General features: G+C 69.7%; 2 protein-coding genes. Both read left to right on the top strand.

The genetic code is table 11. The annotated features are described in order from the left end of the window. Positions 1–42: 42 nt before the first annotated feature. Entirely contained in the window at positions 43–7,923 is a 7,881-nt protein-coding gene (locus tag RI138_RS00900; RefSeq protein WP_311118326.1) for a non-ribosomal peptide synthetase, read from the top strand. Next, positions 7,920–20,663, top strand: a complete 12,744-nt coding sequence (locus tag RI138_RS00895; RefSeq protein ID WP_311118325.1) for a non-ribosomal peptide synthetase — start codon at positions 7,920–7,922, stop codon at positions 20,661–20,663. The genes RI138_RS00900 and RI138_RS00895 overlap by 4 nt, the downstream gene beginning before the upstream one ends. The last annotated feature ends 45 nt before the right edge of the window (positions 20,664–20,708 follow it).

Raw genomic sequence — 20,708 nt, 5'->3', positions numbered from 1 at the left:
TCTCTCCGGCCGTCCGTGCGGGGAATTTTCGGAGGTGGAGACTTGTCCGTCAGCGTCGGCACCAAGCTGCCCCTCGCGGCTGCGCAACGCGAGATATGGATCGCCGAGCAGCGGCTCGGGGAAGCGAATCGAGTTTTCCGGGTGGGTGAATTTCTGGAGATCCATGGGCAGGTGGACCCGGCCCTGTTCGAGCAGGCGCTGCTGCTGGTCGTCGCTGAGGCGGACGCCCTGCATGTCGGTTTCGTCGAGGAACGCGGCGAGGTCCGTCAGGTCGTCCGCGAGCTCGGCGACTGGTCACCCTCTCTGGTCGATCTCCGTGCGGAGCCGGACCCCGAACGGGCCGCCCGCCACTGGCTGGACGCCGCGGTCGCCCGGCCGATGGACCTGGCCGAGGACCGGCTGTTCGAGTACGCGCTCCTGCGCCTGGACGCCGACCGCTTCTACTGGTACCAGGGCTACCACCACGCCGTGATGGACGCCTTCGGATCGCTGCTCATCACCCGCCGGGTCGCGGACGTCTACACCGCGCTCGTCGAGGGCCGCCCGGTGGCACCGAGCCCGTTCGGCTCCCTGCCCGAGATGCTCGCCGCCGAACAGGCGTACCGCGGATCGGAACGGTTCACCGAAGACCGGGTGTACTGGACGGAACGGTTCGCCGACCGCCCCGAGCCGACCGGGATCGTCGACCGCCCGTCCACCACTCCCGACCGCTACCTTCGGCACACCGCGGGCCTGGACCCCGACGGGCTGACGGAGCTGCGCGAGGCGGCCCGCCGGGCACGGGTCCCCTGGTCGTACCTGGTCATCGCCGCCACAGCCGTCTATCTGCATCGGATGACCGGCGCGCCGACCGTGGTGCTCGGCCTGCCGGTGACGGCACGCCTGAGCCAGGTCCAGCGCCGCACGCCCGGCACGGCCGCCAACGTCCTGCCGCTCAGACTCTCGCTCCGCCCCGGCATGACACTGCGCGAACTCCTCGACCAGGTGGGCGAGCGGGTACGCGAACTGGGCAGCCACCAGTGCTACCGCGCCGAGGACCTCCAGCGCGACCTCGATCTGCCCGGCCACGCGGGGACCTGGTACGCGCCGGTGATCAACATCATGTCCTTCGACTACGCGGTGACCTTCGCCGGTCTGCCGACCACCGCGCACAACCTCTCCTCGGGCCTGGTGGGCGACTTCACGCTCGCCGTGTGGGACCGACGCGACGGCACCGGACTGACCCTCGACCTCAACGCCCACCCCGAAATCCTCGCGGATCACGAACTGGCCGCGCATCAGGAGCGCCTGCTCGCCCTCCTGCGCACCGTCACGGCGACGGAGCCTTCCCTGCCGATCGGCCGGATCGACCTGCTCACCGATGAGGAACGGGCCGCCGTCCTGGCCGTACCCGACGACGTCCCTCCGAAGACGGAGGCGACGCTGACGGGGCTGTTCGAGGCGCAGGTCCGCAGGACTCCCGACGCGGCGGCTGTGACCTGCGGGGATCTGACCTTGACGTACCGGGACCTGAATGAGCGGGCGAACCGGCTGGCCCACCGGCTGGTGGCCCGGGGCATGGGTCCCGAACAGGTCGTCGCGCTGGCCCTGCCCCGCTCCGCCGACCTGGTCGTGGCGATCCTGGCGACACTGAAAGCGGGCGCGGCCTATCTTCCCCTGGACCCCGAATACCCGCCGGCCCGTCTGGCCCACATGGTCACCGACGCCCGCCCGGGCCTTCTCCTCACGACCACGGCGGCACAGGCCAACATTCCCGCAGTGCAAGGCACTTCGGTCATCCTCCTGGATGCCCCGGACGCCACCACCGACGTCACGCGCAACCCCGCCCCCGCCCTCGCACCCGATCACCCCGCCTACGTCATCTACACCTCGGGCTCCACCGGACAACCCAAAGGCGTCCTCAACACCCACCGGAACGTGGTGCGGCTGTTCGAGAACACCCGCAAGTGGTTCGACTTCGGCCCGGACGACGTCTGGACGCTCTTCCACAGCTACGCCTTCGACTTCTCCGTCTGGGAGCTGTGGGGAGCGCTGCTGCACGGCGGACGGCTGGTCGTGGTGCCCTACGAGGTCAGCCGGACACCGGGTGCCTTCCTGGACCTGCTGGCCGAAGAAGGCGTCACTGTACTCAACCAAACCCCTTCGGCCTTCTACCAGTTGGCGCAGGCCGACGCGGACGCCCGGGCAGAGGCCTCCCGGCCGCCTTACAGGCTCGGCCTGCGGACTGTGGTGTTCGGCGGCGAGGCGCTGCAACCGTCCCGCCTGGCCGACTGGTACGAGCGGCATCCCGATGACGCGCCGCTCCTGGTCAACATGTACGGCATCACCGAGACCACGGTGCATGTGACGTACCAGCCGCTGGACCGTGACCGGGCCACCGCCGACGCGAACGGCGTGATCGGTGCAAGCATCCCCGATCTGCGTGCCTATGTGCTCGACGGCGGACTCCAGCTGGTGCCGCCCGGCGTGGTGGGGGAGTTGTACGTCTCGGGGGGCGGCGTGGCTCGCGGCTATCTGGGCCGACCGGGTCTGACGGCCGAACGCTTCATCGCGGATCCGTACGCGGCCCGCCCCGGCGCGCGGATGTACCGTACCGGTGACCTGGTGCGCCGGAACCCGGACGGGGAGCTGGAGTTCGTCGGCCGTGCCGACCACCAGGTCAAGATCCGCGGGTTCCGTATCGAGCCCGGCGAGATCGAGGCCGTGCTGACCGACCACCCGGGCGTCGCCGAGGCGAGGGTGGTGGTGGTCCGCCAGGAACAGTCCGGTGACGACCGCCTCGTCGCCTACGTGGTCGCGAGGGACGTTCCCGGGGCCGAGGACCTACGGGTGTTCGCGCGGGACAGGCTGCCCGAGTACATGGTTCCGGCCGCCGTCGTCCTGCTGGACCGCATGCCGCTGACGGCCAACGGCAAGCTGGACCGTGCGGCGCTCCCGGAGCCGGAGTTCTCGGTGTCGGCCGCGGGGCGGGAGGCGCGTACGCCGCAGGAGCAGATCGTGTGCGATCTGTTCGCGCAGGTCCTCGGGCTGTCGCGGGTCGGGGTCGACGACCACTTCTTCGAGCTGGGCGGCCACTCCTTGCTGGCCACGCGTCTGATCGCGCTGATCCGGGCCGCCTTCGGGGTCGAGCTCGAACTGCGCCTGCTGTTCGAGGGCCCGACCCCGGCCGCGGTGGCCACCCGCCTCGACACCGCAGGACCCGGGCGCCTCGCGCTCACGCGGCGCCGGCGGCCGCCGGTCGTCCCCCTCTCCTCGGCCCAGCGGCGGCTCTGGTTCCTGGCCCGGATGGAGGGGCCGAGCGCCACCTACAACATCCCGCTCGTCATACGGCTGTCCGGCGAGCTGGACCACGGCGCGCTGCGAGCCGCCCTCGGTGACGTGGTGGCCCGTCACGAGAGTCTGCGGACGGTGTTCCCGGAGGCCGAGGGCGTGCCCTGCCAGCAGGTGCTGGCCCCTGAGGAGGCCGTGCCGCGCCTGAACCTCACCCCGACCACCGTCACCGAACTCCCCGCCGCGCTGGAGGCGGGAGCCCGGTACGCCTTCGACCTCACGGCCGAACCTCCGCTGCGGGCCGAGCTGTTCACAATGTCGGCACGGGAGCACGCGCTTCTGGTCGTGGTACACCACATCGCCGGTGACGGCTGGTCGATGGGTCCGCTGTCACGGGAGCTGACGCAGGCGTACGCGGCACGTACGCAGGGCCGGGCGCCGGAATGGACCGAGCTTCCGGTGCAGTACGCCGACTACACCTTGTGGCAGAACGAACTCCTCGGAGACCAGAACGACCCCGACAGCCTCTTCGCCACTCAGATCAGCTACTGGACGCGTGCCCTCGCCGATCTGCCCGACCAGCTCACCCTGCCCACGGACCGCCCGCGCCCGGCCGTCATGACCTACCGGGGCGACTACCTCACCGTCGACATCGACCCCGGACTCCACCAACGCCTCGCCGACCTCTCACGGTCGAACGGCGCCAGCCTCTTCATGGTCCTCCAAGCAGGACTCGCCGCTCTCCTCACCCGCCTCGGGGCAGGGGAGGACATTCCCCTCGGCAGTCCCATCGCGGGCCGCACCGACCAGAACCTCGACCACCTCGTGGGCTTCTTCGTCAACACCCTCGTCCTGCGCACCGACACCGCGGGCAACCCCACTCTTACCGAGCTCATCAGCCGTGTCCGCGAGACCTCCCTGGCCGCCTACGCCCACCAGGACGTCCCCTTCGAGCACCTCGTGGAGCACCTCAACCCCACCCGTACCCTCGCCCACCACCCCCTCTTCCAGATCATGCTCGCCCTCCAGAACGCCCCCGAGAGCGAGTTCGAACTCCCCGGGCTGCAAGCGGGCGTCGAGCTGGGCAGGACGGGTACGGCGAAGTTCGATCTGTTCTTCAGTTTGGCGGAGCGGCGTGGTGGTCAGGGTGAGCCGCAGGGGATCACCGGTGCTGTCGAGTACTCCAGTGACCTGTATGACGCGTCCACGGTCCAGGCGCTCTTCGACCGGTGGGTCCGCTTGCTGGACGCGGCCACCATGCATCCTGATCGGCCTCTGAGTGCGTTCGGTGTGCTGACGGCTGAGGAGCAGCGGCGCAGTGTCGTCGGTGTGAATGAGACGGCTCTGTCTTTGCCGGGTGTTTCGCTGGGGGAGCTTTTCGCGCGGCAGGTGGCCAGGACTCCGGAGGGGCTTGCTGTCACGGACGGGGAGGTTTCCCTGACGTATGAGGAACTGGATGCGCGTGCCGACCGGTTCGCTCGTGAGCTGATCGGCCGGGGAGTGTGTCCCGGGGACGGTGTCGCGGTTCTTCTGCGGCGTTCGGTCGAAACGGTCACGACGGTGCTTGCTCTGGCCAAGGCCGGAGCCGTTCATGTGCCGCTGGACGACCGTTATCCGGCCGAGCGCATCCGCCACGTCCTCACCGACACCGACGTCTCACTCATCGTGACCGACGAGGCGTCACAGCCGAAACTCGCCTCCCTGCCAACGGACTTGCTCGTCATCGACCGTGACGCCCGCCAGGGCGAATACGAGGTGCCGAACGTGGCGGGCCCGTCGATCGAGCGGTGTAACCCAGGTGGTGTCGCCCCCGACGCTGCGGTGTATGTGATGTATACGTCGGGTTCGACGGGTGTTCCCAAGGGTGTTGTGGTCAGTCACCGCAATGTCGCTGCTCTGGCGCTGGATCCGCGTTTCGGGGGTGGGGCTCATGAGCGTGTGCTGTTGCACTCGCCGACGGCGTTCGACGCTTCGACGTATGAGCTGTGGGTTCCTCTTCTCAACGGGGGGACTGTTGTGGTCGCTCCGGCGGGTGACCTTGACGTCCCCATGCTTCAGCAGGTGATCACGGGGCAGCGGGTGACGGCGCTGTGGCTGACCAGTTCGCTGTTCGACGTGGTCGTCGAGCATGCTCCCGAGTGTCTGGCCTCGGTGCGTGAGGTGTGGACCGGTGGCGAGGCCGTCTCCGCGGTCTCTGTGCGGCGGGTCCAGGAGGTGTGCCCGTCGGTGACGGTCGTGGACGGGTACGGGCCGACCGAGACCACTACCTTCGCCACCTGCCATCCTGTCACCCGCCCTTACACCGGGGGTCCGGTCGTGCCCATCGGCCGCCCGATGGCCAACATGCGTACCTATGTCCTGGACGGCGGACTGCAACCGGTCGTACCGGGCGTGATCGGTGAACTCCACATCGCGGGAGCGGGCCTGGCACGCGGCTACCTGAACCGGCCGGGACTGACGGCAGAGCGTTTCGTGGCCGACCCCTACGCCCCGGAGCCCGGTGCCCGGATGTACCGCACCGGTGACCTGGTGCGCCAGAGTCCGGACGGTGTGCTGGAGTTCATGGGGCGTGCCGACCATCAGGTCAAGATCCGCGGGTTCCGTATCGAGCCGGGCGAGATCGAGGCCGTGCTGACCGGCCATCCCGACATCGCCCAGGCCGCCGTCCTCGTCCACGAGGACCAACCCGGCAACACCCGCCTCACCGCCTACATCGTCGCCGACACCGCCACGCCCCCGGAAGGCCTCCGTGAGTTCGCGCAACGGCGACTGCCGGACTACATGCTGCCGTCCGCGTACGTCACGCTGGACCGTTTGCCGTTGACGGCCAACGGCAAGCTCGACGACGCCGCCCTGCCCGCCCCCGGCCCGGTCGTGCGGGCGGACGCGGAGAGCCGTGAGCCGCGCACCCCGCGCGAGCGGCTGCTCAGCGACTTGTTCACCCAGGTGCTGGGGGTGGACCGGGTCGGGTGCGACGACGACTTCTTCGTACTCGGCGGGGACAGTATCGTCTCGATCCGCCTGGTCAGCCTGGCCCGTTCAGCGGGCGTCGGGCTCGCCGTACGGGACGTCTTCGAGCGGCGGACGGTGGCCGGACTCGCCGAGGTCGCCGACGAACTCACCCTGTCGGTCCCGGATTCCGACGACTCCGGCACCGGGACGGTGGAACCGACCCCGATCATGCGCTGGTTCGACGCGCGTGGCGGTGGAGTCGACGAGTTCTACCAGGCCATGCTGCTGGAGGTGCCGGCCGATCTCGGTGAGAAGCGCCTCACCTCGGCCGTCCAGGCGCTCGTCGACCACCATGACGCGCTGCGGTTGACCCGGACGCCGGGCGGCCCGGACGGCGGGGCGTGGTCGCTTGAGGTCGGACCGGTGGGTTCCGTGACGGCCTCCGAGCTGGTGCAGGTCGTCCACCTCGGCGGCGCCGACGTCGACGAGTCCCTGGTCCGCGACCAGGTGAAGGCGGCGACCGCCCGCCTGTCGGCCGAACGGGGGCCGCTGCTCCAGGCGGTCTGGTTCGACGCCGGACCGGTCCGTCCCGGCAGGCTGCTCCTCCTGCTCAACCATCTCGTGGTGGACGGGGTCTCCTGGCGAATCCTTCTTCCGGATCTCATCGCCTCCTGGGAGGCGGTCGGGTCGGGGCGCCCGCCCCGGCTGGAGCCGGTGGGCACCTCGCTGCGCCGCTGGGCGGGGCTGCTGGCCGCGGAGGCCCGCCGGCCGGCCCGCGTCGCGGAGGCAAGGCTCTGGACCGACCTGCTCACCGCCGCCGATCCGCCGCTGACAACCGGCCGACTGGATCCCGTACGGGACACAGTGGGCCGGGCCCGCGAAATCACGCTCTCCCTCCCGCCCGACGTCACCACCCCGCTCCTGACGACGGTGCCGACGGCCTTCCACGCCGGGGTGAACGACGTCCTGCTGACCGCCCTCGGCCTGGCGGTCGCGCAGTGGCGCCACAGCCAGGCCCGCGGGCGGCACACCGCGGTGCTGGTGGACGTGGAGGGGCACGGGCGCGAGGAGATCATCGAGGGAGTGGACCTGGCACGCACCGTGGGCTGGTTCACCTCGCTGTATCCCGTCCGGGTCGATCCCGGCCCACTCGCCTGGGAGGAGGTCCTCGCCGGCGGGCCGGCTCTCGGGCAGGCCCTGAAACGGGTCAAGGAGCAGCTGCGGGCGCTGCCCGACCGGGGCATGGGCTTCGGCCTGCTCCGCCACCTCCATCCCGGGACAGGGCCCGAGCTGGCCAGGCTCGCAACGCCCCAACTCGGATTCAACTACCTCGGACGATTCCCGTCGGCGGGGACACCGGTGGTGCCCGGCAATCCCGCGTGGACCGTGGCATCGGAGACGGGCCTGCTGAGCGGCACCGATCCGGGCACCGCCCTGGCGCACGGGCTGGAGGTCAACTCCATGGCCCGCGACACCCCGGACGGGCCGTGGCTGGAGGCCGTCTGGACGTGGGCCCCCGGTCTCTGGCCCGAAGACCACGTCCGCACCCTCGCCGAACAGTGGTTCCAGGCGATCCGAGGCCTGGTCCGGCACGGCGACCGGTCCGGCACGGGCGGCCACACACCCTCGGACTTCCCACTGACCGAACTCAGCCAGCACGACATCGAACAGCTCGAAGCCGCGTGGAGGATTCAGAAATGACGCCGTCGGGCCTGGAAGACATCCTTCCCCTCACTCCCATGCAGGAGGGGCTGCTGTTTCACTCCCGCTACGAGCAGGACGGGGCGGACGTCTATGCGGTGCAGCACGTCTTCGACGTCGAGGGCACCCTCGACGGGGCGCGGCTGCGGGCGGCTGTCCGCGCGCTCCTCCAGCGGCACCCGAACCTGCGCGCCGGATTCCGGCAGGTGGATTCGGGGCAGACCGTGCAGCTGATCCCCCGCGAGGCGGTCCTGCCGTGGGAGGAGTCCGACCTGTCGTCGCTGCCCGCCGCCGAGGCGGAGGCCGAGCTGGTCCGGCTCGCGGCCAAGGAACACGCCCGCCGCTTCGACCTGGCCGAGCCGCCACTGCTGCGTTTCTCGCTGGTGAGGCTGGCCGACGAACACCACCGTCTGATCATGACCACCCATCACATCCTGCTCGACGGCTGGTCGATGCCCATCCTGGTCCGCGAACTGGTCGCGCTGTACGGCAGCCACGGCGATGTCGCCGCACTTCCCAGGGTGACCCCGTACCGGCAGTACCTGGGCTGGCTCGCCCAGCAGGACCGGCCTGCGGCGGAGGCCGCCTGGAGCGGGGCGCTCGCCGGCCTGGAGCAGCCGACCCTGGTCACGCCGGTGGATCCGGCGCGGGCCGCACGGATGCCGGAGCGGATCACCGTCGAGCTGGACGAGGACCGCACGGCGGCGCTTGCCGACTGGGCGCGTCGGCAGGGCGTGACCATGAACACCGTTCTCCAGGCCGCCTGGGGTCTGGTGCTGAGCCGGCGCACGGGACAGGACGACGTCGTGTTCGGGGCCGTCGTGGCCGGACGAGACCCGCAACTTCCCGGCGTCGAAGCCATGGTGGGCCTGTTCATCAACACGGTGCCCGTCCGGGTCGCGCTGGATCCCGCGCAGTCGCTGTCCTCCACCGTCAAGCGGCTCCAGGACGTACAGACGCGGCTGACCGCGCACCACCACCTCGGGCTGGCCCGCATCCAGCAGCTGGCCGGTCCAGGTGACCTCTTCGACACGGCCATGGTGTTCGAGAACTACCCCTGGGACGAATCCGGCGAGGTGCCGGACGGCGGTCTGCGGGTCGTCCCGGACCTCGGCCGTGGACGGGATGCGACCCACTACCCACTCACCCTGATCGCCGCCCCGGGGCGGCGCCTCTACCTCCGCCTCGACTACCGCGACGACCTCGTCGACCGGGCCACGGCCGCCGGGCTCCTGGACCGGCTGGCCCAGGTCCTCGACCTCGTCACCACCGACGCCGATCGGCCGATCGGGCGGATCGACCTGCTCACCGACGAGGAGCGCGCCACGCTGTCGACCGTCCCCGACGAGGCCCCCCGGACCATGGGGACAACGTTGCCGGGGCTGTTCGAGGCACGGGTCGTCGAGACCCCGGACACACTCGCGGTGGTCTGTGACGAGGCCACCCTGACCTACCGGGAGCTCAACGAGCGGGCGAACCGGCTGGCCCACCTGCTCACGGCCCGTGGTATCGGCCCCGAACACGTCGTGGCCCTCGCTCTGCCCCGCTCCACCGACCTCGTCCTGGCCGTCCTCGCCGTCCTCAAGGCCGGCGCCGCCTATCTCCCCCTCGACCCCGAATACCCCCATGCCCGCCTGACCCACATGGTCACCGACGCCCGCCCCGGTCTCCTCCTCACGACCACGGCGACGAAGGCAGACCTCCCCGCCGTACCCGACACCCCCGTCCTCCTCCTCGACGCCCCGGACACCCCGGCCGACCTCGCCGACCACCCCACCCGCAACCCCGTCACCGCCCTCGCACCCGACCACCCCGCCTACGTCATCTACACCTCCGGCTCCACCGGACGGCCCAAGGGCGTCGTCATGCCCGCGGGCGCACTGCTGAACCTCCTGGAGTGGCACCACAAGGAGGTCGGCGGCGAACCGGGCACCAGGACCGCGCAGTTCACGGCCATCAGCTTCGACGTGTCCGCGCAGGAGCTGCTGTCGGCCCTGCTCTTCGGCAAGACGCTGGTGATCCCCGCCGAGGACGTCCGGCGTGACGCGGCCCGGTTCGCCGCATGGCTGGACGACCAGCGGGTGGAGGAGTTGTTCGCGCCGAACCTGGTGCTGGAGGCTCTCGCCGAGGCCGCGGTCGAGCAGGGCCGGACGCTGCCCCGGCTGCGTACCGTCGCGCAGGCCGGTGAGGCGTTGACGCTGAGCCGCCCGGTCCGTGAGTTCCACCGGTCGGCGCCGGGCCGCGCACTGCACAACCACTACGGTCCCACCGAGACGCATGTGGTCACGGCCCATACCTTGGGCCACGACCCCGACGGCTGGCCGGCGTCCGCGCCGATCGGCCGCCCGATCGCCAACACCCGTGCCTACGTGCTGGGTTCCGGACTGCGGCTGGTGGCTCCCGGTGTGGTGGGGGAGCTGTACATCGCGGGTGCGGGTGTGGCCCGCGGCTACCTGAACCGCCCCGGTCTGACCTCCGAGCGTTTCGTCGCCGACCCCTACGCTCCCGAGCCCGGCGCCCGGATGTACCGCACCGGTGACCTGGTGCGCCGGAACCCGGACGGGGAGCTGGAGTTCGTCGGCCGTGCCGACCACCAGGTCAAGATCCGCGGGTTCCGTATCGAGCCCGGCGAGATCGAGGCCGTGCTGAGCGACCACCCCGACATCGCCCAGGCCGCCGTCGTCGTCCGCGAGGACGAACCCGGCAGGGCCCGACTGGTGGCCTACGCGGTGGCGCGGGAGACCCTACGGCTCGACGGCGTACTGGAGTTCACCCGGGAGCGGCTGCCCGAGCACATGGTGCCGTCGGCCGTCGTACCCATGGAGGACCTTCCGCTGACGGCCAACGGCAAGCTGGACCGTGCGGCGTTGCCGGTGCCTGATTTCACGTCGGGTGGGGCGGGGCGGGAGGCGCGTACGCCGCAGGAGCAGATCGTGTGCGATCTGTTCGCGCAGGTCCTCGGGCTGTCGCGGGTCGGGGTGGACGACGACTTCTTCCACCTGGGCGGGCACTCGTTGCTGGCCACCCGCCTGATCGCCCGCATCCGGGCCGCCTTCGGCGTCGAGATCGGCCTGCGCACGCTCTTCGAGGCGCGGACCGCCGGTGCGGTCGCAGCCCGCCTCGACACCGCGGGGCCCGCGCGTCTGGCCCTGACCAGGCAGCAACTGCCCGACCCCGTACCGCTGTCCTTCGCCCAGCGTCGGCTGTGGTTCCTGCACAAGATGGAGGGGCCGAGCGCCACCTACAACATTCCGCTCGTCCTGCGGCTGACGGGTGAGCTGGACGATGAGGCGCTGCGGGCGGCCCTGGGCGATGTGGTGGCCCGCCACGAGACCCTGCGCACGGTGTTCCCCGAAGCCGAAGGCACCCCGCGTCAACACGTCCTCGACTCCGTCACTGTCGAGCTGTCCACGATCGAGGTCACCGAGACGGAGCTGCCGGACGTCCTCACGGCGGCGTCCCGACATCTCTTCGACCTGTCCGTCGAACCGCCACTGCGTGCCGAACTGCTGCGCCTCTCACCCGACCGGCATGTCCTTCTTCTCGTCCTCCATCACATTGCGGGTGATGGTTGGTCGTTGGGTCCTTTGGCTTCGGATCTGGCTCGTGCTTATGCGGCGCGGGTGCGGGGGGAGGCGCCGGGGTGGTCGGATCTGGTGGTGCAGTACGCGGATTACACGTTGTGGCAGAACGAGTTGCTGGGTGATCAGGATGATCCGGAGAGTCTGTTCGCGACGCAGATCGATTACTGGACGCGGGCGTTGGCGGGGTTGCCTGATCAGCTGATGCTGCCGGTGGATCGTCCGCGTCCGGCGGTGATGTCGTATCGGGGGGATTACGTCACGGTCGATGTCGATGCGGTGCTGCATCAGCGTCTGGCGGATCTGGCGCGGTCTACGGGTGCGAGTCTGTTCATGGTGTTGCAGGCGGGTCTTGCGGCTCTGCTGTCGCGGTTGGGTGCGGGTCGGGATGTTCCTTTGGGGAGTCCGATCGCGGGTCGTACGGATCAGAGTCTGGATCATCTGATCGGGTTCTTCGTGAATACTTTGGTGTTGCGGACGGATACGTCGGGTAATCCGACGCTTTCGGAGTTGATCGCGCGGGTGCGTGAGACGTCGTTGGCGGCGTATGCGCATCAGGATGTTCCGTTCGAGTATCTGGTGGAGCATCTGAATCCGACGCGTAGTCTGGCCCATCATCCGTTGTTCCAGGTGATGCTGGCTTTGCAGAATGCTCCCGAGGCGGCTTTCGAGTTGCCCGGTCTGCATATCGATGTGGCTCCCGGGCGTACGCACACGGCGAAGTTCGATCTGTTCTTCAGCCTGGCGGAGCGGCGTGGTGGCCAGGGTGAGCCGCAGGGGATCACCGGTGCCGTCGAGTACTCCAGTGACCTGTATGACGCGTCCACGGTCCAGGCGCTCTTCGACCGGTGGGTCCGCCTGCTGGACGCGGCCACCACCCACCCCGACCAACCACTCGACGACATCGACCTCCTCACCTCCGAGGAACACCAACAGGCGCTCGGCACCTGGTTGGACACCGAGGCCGAGGTCGGGGAGGACCTGCTGCCGGTACGTTTCGCCGAGCAGGCGCGGGCCACGCCGGATGCCGTCGCCCTGATCGCCGGGGACACCTCCCTGACGTACGCGGAACTGAACAGCAGCGCCAACCGGCTGGCCCACGCCCTGCTGCGCCGGGGTGCCGGACCGGACACGGTGATCGCGCTCGCCCTGCCGCGCTCCGTCGACCTGGTGGTAGCTCTCCTGGCGGTACTCAAGACCGGTGCCGCGTACCTGCCACTGGACCCGGGCCATCCCTCCGGGCGCCTTGAGTACGTGCTGGCGGATGCCGAGCCGACGCTCCTGCTGACCACCGCGGCGACGGACGCGCAGCTGCCGGCCGGCGACGGTTGGCCGCAGCGGCTGACGCTGGACTCCGCGGACACACAGGCGCTGCTGGCCGACTGCCCCGACACCGACCCGGACGACGCCGACCGTGCCGCGCCGCTGACAGCCGCCGATGCCGCGTATGTGATCTACACGTCCGGCTCGACCGGACGCCCCAAGGGCGTGGTCGTGCCGCACGCCGCTCTGCTCAACTTCCTCCAGGCCATGCGGCACAAGGTGCCGCTCGGGCCCGACGAGCGGCTGCTCGCGGTCACCACGGTCGCCTTCGACATCGCGGCGCTGGAGTTGTACCACCCGCTGCTCTCGGGTGCCGCGGTCGTCCTCGCGCCCAAGGAAGCCGTCCCTCAGCCGTCCGCGCTGCTCGACCTGATAGCCCGGCACGGTGTCACCGTCGTGCAGGGAACGCCGTCACTGTGGCAACTGCTGGTCGCACACGAGCCGGAGGCCCTGCGCGGACTGCGCGTACTGGTCGGCGGCGAGGCACTGCCCGTCGCCCTGGCCGACTCGCTGCGGACCCTCACCGAGGACCTCACCAACCTGTACGGACCGACCGAGACGACCATCTGGTCGACCGCCGCGGATCTGGCCGGCACCACGGGTGCACCGCCGATCGGCCGGCCGATCATCAATACTCGGGTGTACGTCCTGGACGACGGACTGCGGCTGGTCGCGCCGGGTGTGGTGGGGGAGCTGTACATCGCGGGTGCGGGTGTGGCCCGCGGCTATCTGGGCCGCCCGGGCCTGACCTCCGAGCGTTTCGTCGCCGACCCCTACGCTCCCGAGCCCGGTGCCCGGATGTACCGCACCGGTGACCTGGTGCGCCGGAACCCGGACGGGGAGCTGGAGTTCGTCGGCCGTGCCGATCACCAGGTCAAGATCCGCGGGTTCCGTATCGAGCCCGGCGAGATCGAGGCCGTGCTGAGCGACCACCCCGACATCGCCCAGGCCGCCGTCGTCGTCCGCGAGGACGAACCCGGGGACGCCCGGCTGGCTGCCTACGTCGTCGCCGACACCTCGGCGCGCGCGTACGACGAGGAGGTCGAGCAGAGCCAGCTGAGCGAGTGGCAGGACCTGTACGACTCCGTCTACGCCACCGCGCCCGGGACGGAGTTCGGCGAGAACTTCGCAAGCTGGAACAGCAGTTACGACGGTCAGCCGATTCCGCTGCCCGAGATGCTGGAGTGGCGCGACACGACCGTCGACCGCATCAGGACGCTCCGCCCCCGCCGCGTCCTCGAAATAGGCGTGGGCACCGGACTGCTCCTCGCCCGGCTGGCGCCCGACTGCGAGGAGTACTGGGGCACCGACTTCTCGCCCACCGTCATCAAGGACCTTCAGCGCCACGTCGACGCCGATCCCGCCCTCGTCTCCCGGGTCCGACTGCGCACCCGGCCCGCCCACGACTTCGACGGCCTCCCCGCAGGCCACTTCGACACGATCATCCTCAACTCCGTCGTCCAGTACTTCCCCAACGCCGGCTACCTGGAACAGGTCGTCGCGAACGCGGTCCGCGCGCTCGCTCCCGGCGGGGCCCTCTTCATCGGCGATGTCCGCAACCCGCGGCTGCTGCGCACCTTCGCCGCAGCCGTCCACACCGCGCGCGCCGACGACCCGACGGACACGGCCGCCGTTCGCCGCGCGGTCGAGCAGAGCCTCGTCCTGGAGAAGGAACTCCTGGTGGACCCGGAGTACTTCACCGCACTCGCCCACCACATCCCCGACCTCGCGGGCACCGACATCCAGCTCAAACGCGGCACCGCCCACAACGAACTCACCCGCTACCGTTACGACGCCACCCTCTACAAAACCGGCATCACCCCCCACCCGCTCACCGACATCCCCACCCGCCCCTGGCCCCGGCACACCGACCCCGGCGCCACCCTCGCCGATCTGCACCGCCACCTCGAAACCGAATGCCCTGCCCAACTCCGCGTCACCGGCGTCCCGAACCCCCGCCTCGCCCACGAGATCGCCGCGCAGCACACCCTCTACGGCGACACACCTCAGCCCGCCGACACCGACGTCACCCAGATCCCCCTGGAAGCGTTCCAGGCCCTGGGAGACGAACACGGCTACTGGACCGGCATCACTTGGAGCACCCACGACCGCGACACCGTCGACGTCATCCTCCTCGACCGGAGCCGACCTGCCGAGGGCACTCCTGTGGGTACCTACGCCCCAGCCGGTACGGCCACCTCCGTCACGCCCCTGTCGACCTGGACCACCAACCCCGCCGCCCGCCGCGGCACCGGTGCCCTCGTCACCAAGCTCCGCGAGCACAGCCGTCACCATCTGCCCGACTACATGGTCCCCGCGTTCATCGTCCCCCTCGACCGGCTCCCGCTGACGGCCAACGGCAAGCTGGACCGTGCGGCGCTCCCGGAGCCGGAGTTGTCGGTGTCGGCCGCGGGGCGGGAGGCGCGTACGCCGCAGGAGCAGATCGTGTGCGATCTGTTCGCGCAGGTCCTCGGGCTGTCGCGGGTCGGGGTGGACGACGACTTCTTCCACCTGGGCGGGCACTCGCTTCTGGCCACCCGCCTGATCGCCCAGGTCCGGGCAGTCTTCGGGGTGGAGCTGGAGCTGCGCTCGCTCTTCGAGGGTCCGACGCCGGCCGAGGTGGCCACGCTCCTGGACACCGCGGGGCCCGGCCGTCTGGCGCTCACACAGCGGCAGCGGCCCGACGTCATGCCCCTGTCCTTCGCCCAGCGCCGGCTGTGGTTCATCCACAAGATGGAGGGACCCAGCGCCACCTACAACATTCCGCTGGCACTGCGGCTCACAGGTGAGCTGGACCGCGACGCGCTGCGGGCCGCTCTGGGCGACCTCGTGGCCCGTCACGAGAGTCTGCGGACGGTGTTCCCGGAGACCGAAGGCGTGCCGTACCAGCACGTACTGGCGCCCGAGGCGGCCGTACCGCGGCTGATCGTCACTCCGACGACCGAGACGGAGCTGCCGGACGTCCTCACGGCGGCGTCCCGCCATCCCTTCGACCTCGCGGCCGAACCGCCCCTGCGAGCAGACCTGTTCGAGCTGTCGGCGCAGGAGTACGTGCTGCTGATGGTGGTCCATCACATTGCGGGTGATGGTTGGTCGTTGGGTCCTTTGGCTTCGGATCTGGCTCGTGCTTATGCGGCGCGGGTGCGGGGGGAGGCGCCGGGGTGGTCGGATCTGGTGGTGCAGTACGCGGATTACACGTTGTGGCAGAACGAGTTGCTGGGTGATCAGGATGATCCGGAGAGTCTGTTCGCGACGCAGATCGATTACTGGACGCGGGCGTTGGCGGGGTTGCCTGATCAGCTGATGCTGCCGGTGGATCGTCCGCGTCCGGCGGTGATGTCGTATCGGGGGGATTACGTCACGGTCGATGTCGATGCGGTGCTGCATCGGCGTCTGGCGGATCTGGCGCGGTCTACGGGTGCGAGTCTGTTCATGGTGTTGCAGGCGGGTCTTGCGGCTCTGCTGTCGCGGTTGGGTGCGGGTCGGGATGTTCCTTTGGGGAGTCCGATCGCGGGTCGTACGGATCAGAGTCTGGATCATCTGATCGGGTTCTTCGTGAATACTTTGGTGTTGCGGACGGATACGTCGGGTAATCCGACGCTTTCGGAGTTGATCGCGCGGGTGCGTGAGACGTCGTTGGCGGCGTATGCGCATCAGGATGTTCCGTTCGAGTATCTGGTGGAGCATCTGAATCCGACGCGTAGTCTGGCCCATCATCCGTTGTTCCAGGTGATGCTGGCTTTGCAGAATGCTCCCGAGGCGGCTTTCGAGTTGCCCGGTCTGCATATCGATGTGGCTCCCGGGCGTACGCACACGGCGAAGTTCGATCTGTTCTTCAGTTTGGCGGAGCGGCGTGGTGGTCAGGGTGAGCCGCTGGGGATCACCGGTGCTGTCGAGTACTCCAGTGACCTGTATGACGCGTCCACGGTCCAGGCGCTCTTCGACCGGTGGGTCCGCTTGCTGGACGCGGCTACCACGCATCCTGATCGGCCGCTGAGTACGTTCGGTGTGCTGACGGTTGAGGAGCAGCGGCGGAGTGTCGTCGGTGTGAATGAGACGGCTCTGTCTTTGCCGGGTGTTTCGCTGGGGGAGCTTTTCGCGCGGCAGGTGGCCAGGACTCCGGAGGGGCTTGCTGTCACGGACGGGGAGGTTTCCCTGACGTATGAGGAGCTGGATGCGCGTGCTGACCGGTTCGCTCGTGAGCTGATCGGCCGGGGGGTGTGTCCTGGGGACTGTGTCGCGGTTCTTCTGCGGCGTTCGGTCGAAACGGTTACCACGGTGCTTGCTCTGGCCAAGGCCGGAGCCGTTCATGTGCCGCTGGACGACCGTTATCCGGCCGAGCGCATCCGCCACGTCCTCACCGACACCGGCGCCCGTCTGCTGGTCACCGACGACCTGTCGGACCGTCGGCCAGGGGCTGAGGCATGTGAGCTGATCCGGCCGCCCGTGCCGGGCCGACCCGAGGCCGGCCCCGGTGGCCCCGAGGTCAGCGTCCATCCCGACGCTGCGGTGTATGTGATGTATACGTCGGGTTCGACGGGTGTTCCCAAGGGTGTTGTGGTCAGTCATCGCAATGTCGCTGCTCTGGCGCTGGATCCGCGTTTCGGGGGTGGGGCTCATGAGCGTGTGCTGTTGCACTCGCCGACGGCGTTCGACGCTTCGACGTATGAGCTGTGGGTTCCTCTTCTCAACGGGGGGACTGTTGTGGTCGCTCCGGCGGGTGACCTTGACGTCCCCATGCTTCAGCAGGTGATCACGGGGCAGCGGGTGACGGCGCTGTGGCTGACCAGTTCGCTGTTCGACGTGGTCGTCGAGCATGCTCCCGAGTGTCTGGCCTCGGTGCGTGAGGTGTGGACCGGTGGCGAGGCCGTCTCCGCGGTCTCTGTGCGGCGGGTCCAGGAGGCGTGCCCGGCGGTGACGGTCGTGGACGGGTACGGGCCGACCGAGACCACCACCTTCGCCACCTGCCATCCTGTCACCCGCCCTTACACCGGCGGTCCGGTCGTGCCCATCGGCCGCCCGATGGCCAACATGCGTACCTACGTCCTGGACGGCGGACTGCAACCGGTCGTACCGGGCGTGATCGGTGAACTCCACATCGCGGGCGCGGGCCTGGCACGCGGCTACCTGAACCGGCCGGGACTGACGGCAGAGCGTTTCGTGGCCGACCCCTACGCCCCGGAGCCCGGTGCCCGGATGTACCGCACCGGTGACCTGGTGCGCCAGAGTCCGGACGGTGTGCTGGAGTTCATGGGGCGTGCCGACCATCAGGTCAAGATCCGCGGGTTCCGTATCGAGCCGGGCGAGATCGAGGCCGTGCTGACCGGCCATCCCGACATCGCCCAGGCCGCCGTCCTCGTCCACGAAGACCAACCCGGCAACACCCGCCTCACCGCCTACATCGTCGCCGACACCGAATCCACCAGCCCCAGCGACGAGGAGGAGCGGAGCCAGATCGGGGAGTGGCAGGACCTCTACAACTCGCTGTACGCAGAGTCGGGTTCGGAGCTCGGAGAGGACTTCTCCGGGTGGAACAGCAGTTACGACGGTCAGCCCATCCCGCTGCCCGAGATGCGCGAGTGGCAAGCGGCCACGATCGAACGGGTCAAGGCGCTCAAGCCCGAACGGGTCCTGGAGATCGGCGTCGGTACCGGGTTGCTCCTCGCCCGGCTGGCACCCGAGTGCGAGGAGTACTGGGGGACCGACTTCTCACCCACCGTCGTAGAAGCGCTGCGGCGCCACGTCGACGCCGACCCCGAACTCGCCCGGCGTGTCACCCTGCGAGTGCAGGCCGCGCATGAGCACGCCGAGCTGCCGCAGGGCCACTTCGACACGATCATCCTCAACTCCGTCGTCCAGTACTTCCCCAACGCCGACTACCTGGAACAGGTCATCGAGCAGGCATTCCGGCTGCTCGCCCCAGGCGGAGCCCTCTTCATCGGCGATGTCCGCAACCCGCGGCTGCTGCGCACCTTCGCCGCAGCCGTCCAGACGGCCTGTGCCGACGACCCGGGTGACACCACCGCCGTTCGCCGCGCGGTCGAGCAGAGCCTCGTCCTGGAGAAGGAACTCCTGGTGGACCCGGAGTACTTCACCGCACTCGCCCACCACATCCCCGACCTCGCAGGCACCGACATCCAGCTCAAACGCGGCACCGCCCACAACGAACTCACCCGCTACCGCTACGACGCCACCCTCTACAAAACCGGCATCACCCCCCACCCGCTCACCGACATCCCCACCCGCCCCTGGCCCCGGGACCTCGACGCCCTCGCCGAGCAGTTGCGCACCGGACGGCCCGAGCAACTGCGGGTTACCGGCGTCCCGAACGCACGTATCGCCCACGACCTGGCCGTACAGCACGCTCTCGAAGCCGGGACGGCGCCGACAGATCCGCTCGTGCCCGGTGTCGATCCGGAGGACCTGCACAGGCTGGGGGAGGAGCACGGCTACCGGACCGCGATCAGCTGGAGCACACACGATCCGGCCGTCGTCGACGTCACCTACATCCAGCACGGAACCCTGGAAGGGCGCGTCGCCGTCGGTGCGTACGCCTCCGCGGGCGCCGCCGGTCCCGAAACGCCGCTGTCCTCCTGGACCACCAGTCCGGCCGCAGGCCGGGACACCGGCGCCCTGCTCATCGCCCTGCGCGAGCACACCCGCCGCCTGCTGCCCGACTACATGCGCCCCGACGCCATCATCCCCCTCGACCGACTGCCGCTCACCGCCAACGGCAAGCTCGACCGCGCCGCGCTCCCCACGTTCGCACCGGAGCGCGCCGACATCGGCCGGGCACCGGCCACTCCGCAGGAGCAGGTCGTGTGCGAGCTGTTCGCGGAGGTGCTGGGGCGGCCCCTCGTGGGTGTGGACGAGGACTTCTTCGACCTGGGCGGGCACTCCCTGCTGGCCACCCGGCTGATGGCCCGGCTGCGGGCCGCGTTCGGTGTCGAGCTGGGTCTGCGCAGCCTGTTCGAGGCGCCGACCCCGGGCGGAATCGCGGCCCGGCTCGAAGTCGACGACTCGGACGACTCCTACGAGGTGGTGTTGCCGCTGCGCCCCCGAGGCAGTCGGCCGCCGCTGTTCTTCATCCACCCGGGCGGCGGCATCAGCTGGTCGTACAGCGCGCTGATCAAGCAGATCGATCCGCAGTACCCGCTGTACGGAATCCAGGCCCGCAGTCTGGCCCGTCCGGAGCCCCGGCCGGGCAGCATCGAGGAGATGGCGGTGGACTACGCCGACCAGATCCAGAGCGTGCAGCCGCACGGGCCCTACCACCTGGCCGGCTGGTCCTTCGGCGGACTGTGCGCGCACGCTCTGGCCACGGAGTTCCGGCGACGCGGCGAACCGGTGGCGCTGGTCGCGGTACTCGACGTGATCCCCAACTGGCAGGGGCTGACCCACGCGGACGTACCCGCGCCCGACGACCGGGTGATGCTCCTGTACCACGTGGGTCTCGTCGATGACGGAACCCACCGGCAGGAGGACGAGGAGATGACCTTCGCCAGGGCGCGGGAGATCCTGCGTCGCCAGGGAAGCGCGCTGGCCAACCTGGACGAGGACAGGCTCGCGGCGATCACCGAGATCTCGGCGAACAACACCCACTTGACCATCGACTACCGGCCCGGTGCGATCGACGGCGACCTGCTGCTGATCGCCTGCTCGGAGCAGCAGGACCCGCCGGTCGACGCCGCGGCCTGGCAGCCCTACGTCCGTGGCACGGTCGAAGCACATGTGGTGCCCGGCGAGCACGGGACCATGCTGACCCGGCCCGAGACGCTGGCCGCCGTCGGTCGGATCCTGTCGGCCAAGCTCCAGGAACTCACCGGCGACGAGTGACGTTCGCAGGCCGCGTTCCAGCCCCCCGTCCGCATCCTGCGAGGA

The organism is Streptomyces durocortorensis, assembly GCF_031760065.1.
In the GTDB taxonomy this organism is placed as follows: Bacteria; Actinomycetota; Actinomycetes; order Streptomycetales; family Streptomycetaceae; genus Streptomyces.
Note: the sequence above shows the minus strand (reverse complement) of the source record. Positions and strands in the feature narration are given on the sequence as shown.

What these genes read in the sequence shown, in the direction of transcription:
- RI138_RS00895 (WP_311118325.1), top strand. Translation starts at nt 7,920, where the DNA reads ATGACGCCGTCGGGCCTGGAAGACATCCTTCCCCTCACTCCCATGCAG.